At 38.7% G+C, this 13,438-nt stretch carries 13 protein-coding genes; 3 read left to right on the top strand and 10 right to left on the bottom strand.

The features are described from left to right. Window position 1: 1 nt before the first annotated feature. From aroF to ABJQ32_04050, 8 genes are read right to left on the bottom strand one after another with little or no spacing between them, the layout of a single operon-like run. Window positions 2-1,009 (bottom strand): 3-deoxy-7-phosphoheptulonate synthase, encoded by a 1,008-nt coding sequence (gene aroF, locus ABJQ32_04015; GenBank protein MEP5288788.1) that lies wholly within the window; start codon window positions 1,007-1,009, stop codon window positions 2-4. Continuing rightward, window positions 1,006-1,797 (bottom strand): tryptophan synthase subunit alpha, encoded by a 792-nt coding sequence (gene trpA, locus ABJQ32_04020; protein MEP5288789.1) that lies wholly within the window; start codon window positions 1,795-1,797, stop codon window positions 1,006-1,008. Before trpA ends, aroF begins: the two co-directional genes overlap by 4 nt. A 4-nt stretch (window positions 1,798-1,801) precedes the next feature. After that, a complete protein-coding gene (gene trpB, locus ABJQ32_04025; protein ID MEP5288790.1) occupies window positions 1,802-2,986 on the bottom strand; it encodes a tryptophan synthase subunit beta in 1,185 nt (394 codons plus the stop codon). Further along, on the bottom strand, window positions 2,983-3,603 hold the full coding sequence (locus ABJQ32_04030; GenBank protein ID MEP5288791.1) for a phosphoribosylanthranilate isomerase: 621 nt from the start codon (window positions 3,601-3,603) through the stop codon (window positions 2,983-2,985). Before ABJQ32_04030 ends, trpB begins: the two co-directional genes overlap by 4 nt. Beyond that, window positions 3,600-4,385, bottom strand: coding sequence for an indole-3-glycerol phosphate synthase TrpC (gene trpC / locus ABJQ32_04035; GenBank protein MEP5288792.1), 786 nt, complete (start codon window positions 4,383-4,385; stop codon window positions 3,600-3,602). Before trpC ends, ABJQ32_04030 begins: the two co-directional genes overlap by 4 nt. Then, window positions 4,386-5,378 carry an anthranilate phosphoribosyltransferase gene (trpD, locus tag ABJQ32_04040; GenBank protein MEP5288793.1) on the bottom strand — a complete coding sequence of 331 codons (993 nt, stop codon included), beginning with the start codon at window positions 5,376-5,378 and terminating at the stop codon, window positions 4,386-4,388. Beyond that, a complete protein-coding gene (locus ABJQ32_04045) occupies window positions 5,375-5,947 on the bottom strand; it encodes an aminodeoxychorismate/anthranilate synthase component II (GenBank protein ID MEP5288794.1) in 573 nt (190 codons plus the stop codon). Before ABJQ32_04045 ends, trpD begins: the two co-directional genes overlap by 4 nt. Then, a complete protein-coding gene (locus ABJQ32_04050; protein MEP5288795.1) occupies window positions 5,944-7,335 on the bottom strand; it encodes an anthranilate synthase component I family protein in 1,392 nt (463 codons plus the stop codon). The genes ABJQ32_04045 and ABJQ32_04050 overlap by 4 nt, the downstream gene beginning before the upstream one ends. A 244-nt stretch (window positions 7,336-7,579) precedes the next feature. Between ABJQ32_04050 and ABJQ32_04055 the strand changes: the two genes are divergently transcribed. Next, window positions 7,580-8,002, top strand: coding sequence for a hypothetical protein (locus ABJQ32_04055; GenBank protein MEP5288796.1), 423 nt, complete (start codon window positions 7,580-7,582; stop codon window positions 8,000-8,002). Continuing rightward, window positions 7,983-10,238 (top strand): DUF5916 domain-containing protein, encoded by a 2,256-nt coding sequence (locus ABJQ32_04060; protein MEP5288797.1) that lies wholly within the window; start codon window positions 7,983-7,985, stop codon window positions 10,236-10,238. Before ABJQ32_04055 ends, ABJQ32_04060 begins: the two co-directional genes overlap by 20 nt. On the opposite strand, the gene ABJQ32_04065 is transcribed toward ABJQ32_04060, so the two are convergent. Both ABJQ32_04065 and ABJQ32_04070 read right to left on the bottom strand, forming a co-directional pair. Continuing rightward, window positions 10,235-11,299, bottom strand: coding sequence for an alkane 1-monooxygenase (locus ABJQ32_04065; protein ID MEP5288798.1), 1,065 nt, complete (start codon window positions 11,297-11,299; stop codon window positions 10,235-10,237). The two genes, ABJQ32_04060 and ABJQ32_04065, sit on opposite strands and share 4 nt — an antisense overlap. After that, a complete protein-coding gene (locus ABJQ32_04070; GenBank protein ID MEP5288799.1) occupies window positions 11,300-11,977 on the bottom strand; it encodes an outer membrane beta-barrel protein in 678 nt (225 codons plus the stop codon). Window positions 11,978-12,125: 148 nt separating this feature from the next. Here ABJQ32_04070 and ABJQ32_04075 point away from each other — a divergent pair, with 148 nt between their 5' ends. Further along, window positions 12,126-13,367, top strand: a complete 1,242-nt coding sequence (locus tag ABJQ32_04075; GenBank protein MEP5288800.1) for a DUF819 family protein — start codon at window positions 12,126-12,128, stop codon at window positions 13,365-13,367. The last annotated feature ends 71 nt before the right edge of the window (window positions 13,368-13,438 follow it).

Genomic DNA, 13,438 nt, shown 5'->3' on the forward strand with positions numbered 1-13,438 from the left:
GCTAATTCGCGGTTAAGCTATTTAGAGTTTTTAATTTTTCTATCAATTTTTCACCTTCTGTGTAATCAAGCGTCTGCTGACCATCAGAGAAGGCTTCTTCTGGGCGGCAGTGCGTCTCAAAGATCACGCCATCCGCTCCTGCGACTGTAGAGGCCATAGCTACCGCTCCCACATGATCTCGAATCCCAATACCATGAGATGGATCTGCAATTACGGGGAGATGAGATTTCTCTTTTAGAATAGGTATTGCATTGATATCAAATGTATTTCTAGAAGCCTTTTCATACGTCCTAATACCTCGCTCACATAGTAACAATCGCTCGTTTCCACCGGAGAAGACATACTCAGCACTATATAGCAACTCATCAATCGTTCCTGAAATACCTCTTTTGATCATCACAGGCTTATCAACTCTTCCTAACTCATCTAGCAGATTGTAATTCTGCGTATTTCTAGCTCCCACTTGAAAAATATCAACATAATCATGCATAGCTTCTATTTGTGAGACCTGCATTACTTCTGTGATGATTTTAATGCCATTTTCTTTGGCCAACTTATACCAGAGCTTGAGACCATCTATTCCAAGGCCTCTAAAAGAATAGGGTGAGCTTCGTGGCTTGTAAACTCCGCCCCTCATAATCTTGATATTGTTTTGTTTCAAAAATTGGATGGTATCCAGGATATTCTCTTCCCCCTCAATACTGCATGGTCCCGCCATAAGTGAAAAGTGTCCTCCTCCTATCTTCACATCATCTCCAAGATCAATGACCGTAGGGTTAACTTTCCATTTCGCCGAAACTAGCTTATAATCATCAGATACCACATGGATGTCTTTTATTCCTTTGAGGTGTCCAATCTTCCTGATATCGAATTGTTTCTTTCCTGTGCCAATGAGGTAACTCCCGTATTGTGTTTGCACATGAGTGGTCTTGTAATTCAATGATTGAAGCTCTTTCTCTACTGATTGAAGTACTTCTCCATTTACACCCTTTTCTAATTGAATAATCATTTTATTCCTTTAATACTTTTTACAAATTCTTTAATTGAATCTTTATCAGATCCTTGCATTAACTTCTTAATGAATGCGCTTCCAATGATTGCTCCATCGGAGTAGTTGCAAGCGGTCTCGAAAGTCTGTTTATCTGAAATACCGAAACCTATCAATTGAGGATTGTCCAAATCCATTGATTGGATTCTTTTGTAGTATTCAACTTGTCCATCTTGAACTCCTTTTTTTGCTCCAGTGATACTAGAAGAGGAAACCACATAAATAAACCCTCCCGAGTTTCTATCAATCTCTTTGATCCTGTCTTCAGAGGTATTGGGACTGATTAAGAAAATATTGTGGATTCCTTTTTGTTTAAAATGTGTTTGATAGCTATCTAAATACTCTTGCATGGGTAAATCTGGAATGATCACACCGTCCACACCTACCTCCTCGCATTTATTACAGAATTGTTTTACACCAAATTGAATGATAGGATTCACGTATCCCATAAGGAGAACGGGGATGCTTACTTCTTTTCTTAAGTCTTTAAGTTGTTCAAACAGTCGTTCGATGGTCATCCCATTTTCTAGCGCCTGTTGAGAGCTCTCTTGAATTGTAGGTCCGTCTGCCACTGGGTCAGAAAAAGGCATCCCTATTTCAAGCATGTCAGCTCCTGCATCTTCCAGATCTTTAGCTATCCTGAGTGTATCTTCTAAAGCCGGATATCCAGCAGTAAAATAGATATTTAAAACACCTTTCTTTTTACTGAACGCCTGATCAATTCGATTCATAACTAGTTGATCATTCATGATTTTAATATTTTCCCCATTTGATGTAGGTTTCTAAATCCTTATCTCCACGACCTGAAAGGTTCAACACTATGACTTCTTCCTTTTCAAATTTTCGATTGCCAAAAACAGCCAATGCATGCGAGGATTCAATTGCCGGAATAATGCCTTCAAGCTTACTTAATTCAACTCCGGCAATCATCGCTTCCTCATCGGTAATCGCATGAAATTCTGACCTGCCAGCATCGAATAGATGTGCATGAATAGGTCCAATACCTGGGTAATCAAGCCCAGCTGAGATACTATACGGCTCGACTACCTGACCATCTTCTGTTTGCATCAAAAGTGTTTTGCTGCCGTGAAGTACTCCTGACTTTCCCAAAGCTGTGGTAGCAGCTGATTTACCTGTTGTAACCCCTGCTCCTGCCGCTTCAGCCGCAATTAGGTTTACATTTTTCTCATCCAAGAAATGATAGAAAGCCCCTGCAGCATTGCTACCTCCACCAACGCACGCAATCACATGATCGGGAGCATTTCTACCTTCTACTTCTTGTAGTTGATTTTGAATTTCTTCACTGATTACTGATTGAAACCTTGCTACCATATCAGGATATGGATGAGGACCTACCACAGAACCAATAATGTAATGGGTATCAGAAGGGTTGTTGATCCAATGACGCATTGCTTCGTTGGTAGCATCTTTTAATGTTTTACTACCAGAGGTAGCTGGGCGTACCTCAGCTCCAAGTATCTTCATCCGTTCTACATTAGGCTTCTGACGTTTCATATCTACTTCACCCATATATACAACGCACTCCATCCCCATTAGCGCGCAAACAGTAGCTGTCGCTACTCCATGCTGACCGGCACCAGTTTCAGCAATGATTTTGGCTTTGCCTAATCGCTTGGCAAGAATAATTTGCCCAATTGTGTTATTTACTTTGTGCGCTCCTGTATGACATAGATCTTCACGCTTTAGATAGATTTTGGTATTATACTTTTCAGATAGTCTGGACGCAAAATACAATGGTGTAGGACGACCTACATAGGTCTTAAGTAAATGGTCAAACTCATTTTTGAAACTCTCCGACTTTATGATTTTTAAATAATTCGTTCTTAACTCTTCAACATTTGGATACAACATCTCAGGTATGTAAGCCCCTCCAAATTGCCCATAGTAGCCTTTCTCGTTGACATTGTATTCACTCATAATGCCTGCTTCAGTTCTCTTAATTTTTCCAAATCCTTCATGGCAGGCTCTGTTTCAAAACGACTATTGACATCAATCCCTGCTAGTTTTTCAATATTCATTGCTTTGATTTTTTCAATATCCTCAAGCTGAATGCCTCCACTTAATAAGAATGGCACATTCAAATTGTAGCTCTTCAGAATATTCCAATCAAAATGTCTTCCTGATCCTCCATAGTTGATAGACGCTGTATCAAACAAGAAATAGTTAGCTATTCCTTCATAGTTTTTGGCATAAAATGGAATCGAATCCATTACCCTAAAAACTTTAATGATTTTTATGTTTTTCTCTCTGAGTGCATTTGCAAAGGTTAAATCTTCGTCTCCATGAAGCTGAGCATACTCTAATCCATATTTCTCAGATAATTCCACAATTTTCTCTACAGATTCATTAACAAATACTCCTACTTTATGAATACTCAAAGGGATTCGCATCAAAACATTTTCATCAATCTCATCAACAAATCGAGGAGATTTGGGATAAAAAATAAATCCCATGAAATTAGGTCGCAGCTCAATTAACCCCTGAATGTTTTCAGGGTCTCGCATGCCACATACTTTTAGCTTTAGTTCACTCATTCTAATTGCTTAATAAATTCTTTAGCCGCTTTTTCAGGGCGACTACTTTTCATGAAAGTCTCCCCCATGAGAAAGCCTTCAAAACCATGCTTCCTTAATTCCTTTATAGTATCCGGATCAGAGATCCCGCTTTCAGATACTTTGGTAAAGTCATTAGGAATCAAACCAGATAAATCATACGAGGTTTGAATATCTGTTTTAAAAGTTTTTAAGTCTCTATTATTTACTCCAATTAAATCAACTTTGTCAGTAATACTATTCTCTAATTCAGCTTTGTTGTGGACCTCCAGTAAGACTTCCATTCCCAAGCTTTGAGCCAAACCTCCTAATCGTTCAATTTCTTCTTTTTTCAATACCGCAGCTATCAAAAGAATGACATCTGCTCCCAAGGATTTAGCTTCAACAACCTGGTATTCATCTATCATAAAATCCTTACGGAGAATCGGGCAGAAGTTGAATGATCTGGCAACTTTCAAATCTTCAGAGGATCCGCCAAAGAATTTTTTATCGGTCAATACTGATAAACCAGATGCACCTGCTTGCATGTATCCTATAGATATTCGCTCCACGGAAACATGCTCATTTATCATTCCTTTAGATGGAGATTTCCTTTTTATTTCTGCAATCACACCAGACTTATCATCTTTTTGCAAATACTTCTTTAGGGAGACAGGCTGACTTTCAAAATAGGTGCTCTGCTCCAAAAACTTAATAGGATACAGGTCTTTGTTAGAAGCTACTTCTTCACGCTTATTCTTTACTATATCTGATAGTATATCCATTTAGTTATTGATGCTTAAAAAGTTTTTAAATGATTGAAGTGCCTTTCCAGATGATAAAGCCTCTTTAGCTTCTTGTATACCTGATATGAAAGGAGTTTGTTTTACTGTTGATATGGCAAGTCCGGCATTCGACAATACCGCATGATTCTGTGCTTCCGACCCTTCATTACCTAATATTTTACTAAATATTTCTGCCGCTTCTTCAATGGTTTCACCTCCATGTAATTGCTCTTGATTTAAAATCGAAAACCCTAAGTCTTCAGGAGAGATCAACGCTTCTGTTTCATTGGATATTAGTTTGAAATTGCCAGTTAACGACACTTCATCATACCCATCTAATGAATGAACTATTGAAAAATTCTTAGTGGTGTTCTGATACAAATACCCGTACAACCGTGCTAGCTCCAAACTAAAGACACCTACTAATTGGTTAGGCGGGAAAGCTGGATTAACCATTGGCCCAAGCATATTGAAAAATGTTTTAACACCTAATTCTTTTCGAATGGGGCCTACATTTTTCATGGCTGGATGAAAAAGAGGTGCATGCATGAAACATATGCCGGACTTATCCATTGATCGCTTCATTTGACCTGCATCACCTGAAAACTTTACACCCAAATATTCAAGAACATTGGATGATCCACTAATGGATGAAACTCCATAGTTTCCATGCTTTGCCACATTTACTCCAGCTCCAGCCACAATAAAAGAAGAGATGGTCGAAATATTAAAAGTGTTTTTACCGTCCCCTCCTGTTCCGCACACATCAATAGCATTATAACCTTCCAACCCAACTGGATTGCATAATTCCAGCATTGCATCTCTAAAGCCCTCAAGTTCTTCAACTCTAATTGCTCTCATGAGATAAACAGTCAAGAATGAAGCAATCTGGCTGTTGTTATATTGACCTGTTGCAAGACCTGTCAACACCTCTTTTGCTTCATCTCGAGATAGAATCTGGTTATTGATCAGTCTGTTTAGAATATCCTTCATAGCATTATCCAGTTTTCTATTATTTTTTTTCCATACTCTGTCATGATAGACTCTGGATGAAATTGCACACCTCGAACATTAAAGTTTCTGTGCTTAATGGACATAATATTTCCGTTTTCCGCGACGCTTGTAATAATCAAGTCATCAGGAACAGCATTCTTTTCAATTACCCAGGAATGATATCGGCACACATTGAATGAATTTGGTAGTCCCTCAAAAATTTCATCTTTCACTTTCAACTCAATCGGAGTAACCATACCATGATACACTTTAGATAGGTTTAAAAGTTCAGCACCAAAGGCTTCTCCTATTGCCTGGTGTCCCAGACATACGCCTAAAATATTCTTTGAGGGAGCGTATCTTTTAATTACCTCTGGCATTAGGCCTGTATGTTTAGGAACCCCAGGACCTGGAGAAAGTAAGATGCAATCAAACTCCTCTACTTCATCCAATTCAAATTGATCATTTCTCACAATTCGCATGGAATCTTCCAAACCTAACTCTCTAAGAATGTGAACTAGGTTGTAGGTAAACGAATCGTAGTTATCTATGACTAAAACCTTCTTCATAGTTTTTCTGCCTCTTTAATGGCATGTTCTAATGCACCTACCTTATTAAATACTTCCTGAAGCTCGCTTTCAGGTTTTGACTGAGCTACAACACCCGCACCTGCTTGAAACTTCAATACATTGTTTTTACTTAGAAAACTTCGAATCATAATGGCGTGATTAAAATTTCCATCGAAATCCATGAATCCCACAGCTCCACCATAGAATCCTCTAGGGTCACTTTCATTTTCCTGAATAATCTCCATTGCCCTAATCTTAGGAGCTCCTGAAAGTGTACCAGCTGGAAAGGTTTCAGCGACAATATCAATAAATGAAGCATTGTCTTTCATCTTGCCCGTAACCTTTGAAACCAAGTGTATAACATGAGAGTAATACTGTACCTCCTTGTAAGTCTCCACCTTTACATCTTCACAGCTATAACTTAAATCGTTTCTAGCCAGATCAACTAGCATTACATGCTCAGAATCTTCTTTCGGATCTTTCAAGAGCTTTTCAGCTAACTCAGTGTCGGCTTTATCATTTCCTGTTCTTCTAAATGTTCCTGCAATAGGATGAATTTCAGCAATACCATCTTTCAAAACAATTTGGGCTTCAGGAGAAGAACCAAAAATTCTGAAAGATCCGTAATCAAAATAGAAAAGGTAAGGGGATGGATTGACTGAGCGTAGAGTCCTGTAAACCTGAAAATCATCTCCTTGATAGGGTACCTTGAAGCTTCTTGACAAAACAACCTGAAACACATCTCCAATGTGGCAATGATGTATTCCCTTTTTCACCATCTCTAAGTACTCCTCATCGCTTTTATTGGACTGTTTAATCCCCATCGTCTTGAAGGGATATCCTGGAATATTTCGCTGTTGAATTAATGCGCTTACTTCATCAAATAATTCATCATGAGGATGATCTGTATATGTTTCAATGATGTAGCATTCATTTTTGAAATGATCTAGAGCTATGACAAATTGAAACAAATGATACTGTACAGTTGGAATACTTTCATCTCGCCGCTTAATCTTTAGGCCTCCAAAATCTGCCTTAGCATCATAATTGAAATATCCAAACAAGCCAGATTTTATGTATCCACTATTAGAATGCTCCAATTCAAAACTCTCAGTAAATAATTTAATCTCATCTTTCAGGCTATCTGTTTCAAATGTCTCCAACTTATCATAGGGGAGTTTCTTTTCAATATTTCGACCATTCGCCTTTATGTAGGCTAGTGGAGAACAACAGATGTATGAAAAGCTATTTTCTGATCCGTGATAGTCCGAACTTTCCAATAGAAAAGAGTTTGCAAAGCGATCCCTCAGCTTCAAGTAGATGCTCACTGGTGTGATCGTATCAGCCAGTATCTTCCTTTCTCGTGTATTTAATTTCAATTTGCTCATAGGTATAAACCAAAAAAAACCCTGACGATAACTGTCAGGGTTTTATATTTTTAAACACAGCAGTGACTTGTCAACAATTATTTTTGTTGCTCCACCACCAATATGTTTGTGCTTTCATCATTGTGATCGCTAAGCTAATTGTATTTGGATTTAAAAAACAAATCCTGTCTCATTTTTGTTAACTTTTTTTCGCCGTTGATGTAAGTAGGTCTTACCATTGATCTTTTTAAACTAAATTTCCGCCATGTTATCGCAAGAAGAACAAATTAGCATATTGGCTCACTTATCTAAGGCAGATAACGTTGTGGCTGAAGAGGAATACCGATTGATTTTATTTGTAGCCAATGGGCTTGGCATTTCAGAAGAAAAAACCGCTGAAATAATAAATAATCCAAGACCGATTCCGAAGCTTAAGGATTTACCGCCTGACGAAAAATTCAATTATCTTTTTAATATTATCCGAATGATGAAAGCTGACGGTAAGATTCATTCGAACGAGATTAAGTTTTGTGAAAAACTGGCTTTGAATTTGGGATACAAGCCTGGTGTAATTGCAGAACTTTCAGCATATATATATAAAGATCCAAGTATCAATTCGAATCGAGGTTATCTTCGATCAATTGCGGATCAACATCTAATCCCATTAGATGAGAGTAACGAGGATTAATTTTCTTTTAATTCTTAATGTTTTTTGGTTCTCTTCCTTCGCTCAAAATGAGCAGGGTCAAGTGAGTCATGACATTATTAGATCAGAATCTCCACTAAAAATAGATGGGGTCTTAGACGAAGAGGTTTGGAGTCTTGCTGAAAAAAGTGGTGGGTTTTACCAATCGTATCCTACAGATGATCAGCCAGCTCAGGATACCACTCAGTTTATGATTGCCTACGATGATCACTTTATTTATGTAGGCGTAATCTGCTATGACAACCTACCTGGAGACCCTATAACAAACACACTTCAAAGAGACTTTCCATGGCCTAGAAATGATAATATCAGCTTCTATATTGATCCATACAATGATAAATCCAATGGGTTTACGTTTCAAGTAACGCCTGACAATGTTCAAAGAGAAGGATTGGTTGTGTTGGGAGGTGATGTGCAGGATGATTGGGATAACAAGTGGTACAGTGGAGTAAGCAAGGGTAAAAATGTGTGGTATGTGGAGATGGCCATTCCTTTCAAAAGCATACGCTATAATAGCGTCTCAAATTGGAATATTCAGTTCATCAGAAACAATCAAAAACGCAACGAAAGATCTACCTACATACGTGTCCCTCAACAATTTCGCGCAAGTGACATGACCTATTCAGGTTCACTTCAATGGGATACTCCCCCTCCGGAAGCTGGAACGAATGTAGCGGTCATTCCATACATAAGCGGCAGCTCAAGTAAAGATTTTGAAGAAAACGAGTCACAAACTAAAGGAGATGCAGGCTTTGATGCTAAAATAGGATTGAGCAATTCAATAAATTTAGACCTTACATTTAATCCTGATTTTTCTCAAGTAGAGGTGGATCAGCAAGTTACCAACCTTCAGCGCTTTGAGATTTCATTTCCAGAGAGGAGACAATTTTTCCTAGAGAATCAGGATCTTTTTGCTCAAAATGGATTTAGAACTACTCGACCATTCTTTTCCAGAAGAATAGGCATACAGGGCTCAGGCAGTACACAACGAAATGTGCCTATTATAGGAGGTGCTAGAGTTAGCGGTAAAATCGGCACCAAATGGCGAATTGGCGTTCTGGATATGGTAACGAATGAAGATGAAACTTCTGAAGAGATAAGCCCAGCACAAAATTATTCTGTAGCGGTAATAGAAAGGCAAATCTTCAAGAGATCCAGAATCAGTGCTGTGTTTGTGGGTAGAACTAATCTTGGAGAGGCGGCAATTGATTCATTTAGAATTGAGAGCAATCAAGTTGTAGATGAATTCGGCAGAGAGGTAGAATCCAGAGACACATTGCTCACTCTTTCAGAATACAATTATGTATATGGTCTCGATTACAATCTTGCTACGGTAGATAATCGATGGGAAGGTAATTTTTATTATCATAGATCTTTAGATCCTGACAAAAAAAGTGATGCCCAAACCTATGGTGCATTTCTTCGGTATCAAACAACCAAAATTAATGCACGAGGCTTCATTAGAGCCGTAGGGGATGGATATAATGCCGAAGTTGGTTTTGTTCCTCGTAACGGAGTTTTTACTGGAGGTGGGCGTTTGGACCTTAACTATTTTACCGATGGAGTTGTGCAACGGCACGGACCTTCATTAGGTGGAGATATTTTGTATGATAGAGACTGGAATCAATTGGATAACTCCATTTCTGGGGACTATGAAGTTCAGTTCCTCAATACTTCGCAAACACAAATAGGCTTCAGGAGACAGTCGGTTTTACTAACCGGAGCTTTTGATCCATCAGGAACAGACGGATTAGAATTGGCTGAAGGTACCAATATTTCATGGACAAACGTACGAATATCCTATGATTCGGATAATCGTAAGACGTTTGTTTACGGCTTGGGGGCTAATTATGGAAGTTATTACAACGGTGAAAGAACAAACCTTCGAGCAAATGTTTTGTACAGATTTCAACCGATTGTACAAATAGGATTAAATGCCGAGTTCAATCGAATAGAACTACCAGATCCTTACAGTGATGCTGACCTCCTTTTACTCGGACCAAGAGTAGATCTAACACTTACAAACAAAGTGTTTTTCACAACGTTCGTACAGTACAATACACAAGATGAAAACCTTGGTCACAATTCCCGGTTTCAATGGAGATTTAAGCCTGTATCGGATCTATTCATTGTTTATACTGACAATTATTTCACTGATGATTTTAGAACACGAAATCGAGCGTTGGTCGTAAAGCTTAGCTATTGGCTTAACCTCTAAGCAGCTTCAGCTAGATCAACCTGCTTCATCTTGTCAATTTTTGGATTCATTATGGAAAACCATAATGGAGGAATAATAGCTAATATCATCATACCAGGGTAACCAGTTGGCATTTGTGGACTTTCGTCAATGTGCCTTAAGATTTGGTATTTTCTACTCGCGATGTAATGATGGTCCGAATGCCTCGAAAGCTCGAATAGAATTATCCTACCCAGCCTATGATCTGAATTCCATGAATGGTGGGGCATTACTCGCTCATACACCTCCCCTTTCTTGTTTCTTTCTAAACCGTAGTGCTCTATATAATTCACCGTTTCAAGAAGAAGGAATCCCATCACAGCAGATAAGATAAAATATCCCATTACCACCCATCCAAATAGAAGTCCAACACCGACTGTAAATACTATTTGAATAATCTGGAATTGCAACATTTCATTTTGAAACGAAAAAGTTGATTTTCCCTTTTTAGCCAATCGTTGTGCTTCAAGCTTCCATGCTGATAGGTAAGCAAAAATTACAGATCTAATCCAAAAAGTATATAATATCTCCCCATACCGTGCCGATGATGGATCTTCTTTGGTACTCACATTTTTGTGATGCCCTCTATTGTGTTCAATAAAGAAATGCATATAGAGCGATGTAAGTAGTAGTCCCTTTGACATTAACTGTTCGTACCAAGTATTTCTATGACCTAATTCATGTGCTACATTGATTCCAATTACCCCGCACATTAATCCCATTGCGGTAATTCTTCCTATTTGATCTACCAATGTAAGCCCAGGCTCAGACATTGAGAACAAGAACACTATAAGCAATGCAAACTGAATAGGAACCATGATATAGAGTTGCCAATCATAGATAGAATCTTCTTTTCTTCTAGATTCTTTTTCCTTAGTTAAGTTGGTAGAATCGGGTTTGTATGCAAGTTCAAGGACTGGAATGAGAACAAATGATTCTACCAGGGGAAGGTAAGTTAGCCAACCATGTGTATTGAAACTTACCCACGCCAATATGGGGAGAATCAATACATTCATGTATTTAAGTGAATTTAATTTTTTCATTTAATCCTTCTTACCAAGGTTAATCATGTACCCAACCGTAGCTCCTACAACCCAATGGTTTGATATATCAGGTGTCTCTGTTGTCAAGTCTCCTGCATCAATAAAGTTACTGAAAGTATAACTAAAAAAGCCTTCCAGCTGGAAGGTGCCAATCGATAAGTCTCTGAAGACACCACCACCAAGCCTGGCTCCATACCCTATTTCGTTATCTCTGCTTTCATCGTACGTATAAAAATCGGATGCAGGTATGTTATCACCGTTTGGTTCAGCATCCAGACTTACACTCATTAAAAACTCCATGTAGAACCCTGCCGATACAAAAAATTTGTTTTTCCCTCCAAAGTAGCCAAATCCTTCCAAAGGGATTTCTAAGTAATTCATTCGAGCAGAATAGGTTGGCTCATTGGATAAAAATGTTTGCTTCCATCCTTTCTGAACATAATTAACGCCCAATTGAATGCCTGAATTCAAAAATGAGTTTCCTACCTTAGGTAGATATTTCACAAATACTCCACCACTTGCTCCAGACAAGAACGTGGTTCTTGTATTCAAATTGAAAATGGTATGTTCAATGAAAACAGATGATGCATGCCCTCCTGCCTTCACTCCCACATATGTTTTTTGTGCTACACTCGTTTGCACGATTAAAACGGTGCAGATCAACCATACATATCTCATTCGCTTATTTCTTTTGTCTTTTAAGTAGTATAAAAGTTCACCTCTAATGCTTTCTATCCCTTTTATCTAAATTGTATTTCTCAAAAATAAAATAATCATAGCTATGCTCAATGGAAATGATTATTCTTGAATTAAATACAACTTAACCATGGATCAACCTCTCATCACAAATGATGCCGTAATCTTCGGCATTTTAATGCTTATGCTTGGGCTTGTGTTTCAGACCTCAGCGAGCAATCATCCATTCTGGAAGAAGTTTTACTCCTACATTCCGGCACTCCTAGTATGTTACTTCTTGCCATCGCTAATGAAAGCAGTTGGCTTAATAGACCCCTCAAAGTCAGAATTGTATTTTGTAGCTTCTCGCTATCTTTTACCAGCTAGCTTAGTTCTATTGACTATCAGTGTAGATCTAAAAGAAATTGCAAAACTTGGCTCTAAAGCAGTGATCATGTTTCTGACAGGGACAGTAGGAATTATGATTGGTGGGCCATTGACCATCATTATTTTTTCTTATGTAGCTCCTGATTTGGTTGGAGGTGTTGCTCCCAATGAAGTGTGGAGAGGTATGACTACAATAGCAGGTTCCTGGATTGGTGGTGGGGCTAATCAAGCAACTATGAAGGAGGTCTTTAATGTAAGTGATGAATTATTCTCCACGATGGTTACCGTTGATATCATCGTGGGAAATGCATGGCTAGGAATATTGATCGCAGGCGTTGCGGTAACAAAGTTGATTGACCGAAAACTTAAAGCTGATTCGTCTGCTATTGAATCATTGAAAAAGAAGATGGAGGATTTTCAGGCAAGCGTAACTAAAACTCCCAATCTCACCGATCTAATGAAAGTCTTAATGATCGGGTTTGCTTGTACAGGGTTTGCTCATTTTGGGAGTGATCTCATTGTGCCCTATCTCAAGCAATTTCCAAGTTTAGAACAATACAGCTTAACCTCTGGGTTCTTCTGGATAGTCGTCATAGCCACCACTCTAGGTGTAATTTTATCTTTTACTAAAGTCCGAGAGCTTGAGGGTGTGGGTGCCTCCAGAATGGGTCGTGCTTTCATTTATATTCTGGTGGCTACCATAGGTATGAATATGGATATATTGGCCATATTTTCAAATCCGGGTTATTTCTTTCTAGGTATCACCTGGATCTTATTTCATGTGTTACTTCTGGCAATTGTTGCCAAATTAATCAAGGCTCCTTATTTCTTTATTGCCGTGGGTAGTACAGCAAACGTTGGCGGTGCGGCATCAGCTCCTGTTATTGCCACAGAGTTTCATCCTTCATTAGCTCCTGTAGGTGTGCTTATGGCCGTACTCGGGTATGTATTAGGGACTTATGGAGCTTACTTGTGCGGACTAATGATGCAGGGGGCTGCTGGGTAGTTACTCCCCTCCAAGGAGGCCGTATCATATCCTAACCAGAATTCTACTTTTTCGAAATAGGTTAAACGCGA

This window comes from Marinobacter alexandrii (genome assembly GCA_039984955.1).
Classification (GTDB): Bacteria; Bacteroidota; Bacteroidia; order Cytophagales; family Cyclobacteriaceae; genus Ekhidna.

Bases quoted from the DNA above. Each gene is read 5' to 3' on its own strand.
- ABJQ32_04055 (MEP5288796.1), top strand. From the start codon at position 7,580: ATGTTATCGCAAGAAGAACAAATTAGCATATTGGCTCACTTATCTAAG.
- trpB (MEP5288790.1), bottom strand. From the start codon at position 2,986: ATGAGTGAATACAATGTCAACGAGAAAGGCTACTATGGGCAATTTGGA.
- ABJQ32_04065 (MEP5288798.1), bottom strand. From the start codon at position 11,299: ATGAAAAAATTAAATTCACTTAAATACATGAATGTATTGATTCTCCCC.
- ABJQ32_04075 (MEP5288800.1), top strand. From the start codon at position 12,126: ATGGATCAACCTCTCATCACAAATGATGCCGTAATCTTCGGCATTTTA.
- ABJQ32_04045 (MEP5288794.1), bottom strand. From the start codon at position 5,947: ATGAAGAAGGTTTTAGTCATAGATAACTACGATTCGTTTACCTACAAC.
- trpC (MEP5288792.1), bottom strand. From the start codon at position 4,385: ATGGATATACTATCAGATATAGTAAAGAATAAGCGTGAAGAAGTAGCT.
- ABJQ32_04030 (MEP5288791.1), bottom strand. From the start codon at position 3,603: ATGAGTGAACTAAAGCTAAAAGTATGTGGCATGCGAGACCCTGAAAAC.
- ABJQ32_04050 (MEP5288795.1), bottom strand. From the start codon at position 7,335: ATGAGCAAATTGAAATTAAATACACGAGAAAGGAAGATACTGGCTGAT.
- ABJQ32_04070 (MEP5288799.1), bottom strand. From the start codon at position 11,977: ATGAGATATGTATGGTTGATCTGCACCGTTTTAATCGTGCAAACGAGT.
- trpA (MEP5288789.1), bottom strand. From the start codon at position 1,797: ATGAATGATCAACTAGTTATGAATCGAATTGATCAGGCGTTCAGTAAA.
- trpD (MEP5288793.1), bottom strand. From the start codon at position 5,378: ATGAAGGATATTCTAAACAGACTGATCAATAACCAGATTCTATCTCGA.
- ABJQ32_04060 (MEP5288797.1), top strand. From the start codon at position 7,983: ATGAGAGTAACGAGGATTAATTTTCTTTTAATTCTTAATGTTTTTTGG.
- aroF (MEP5288788.1), bottom strand. From the start codon at position 1,009: ATGATTATTCAATTAGAAAAGGGTGTAAATGGAGAAGTACTTCAATCA.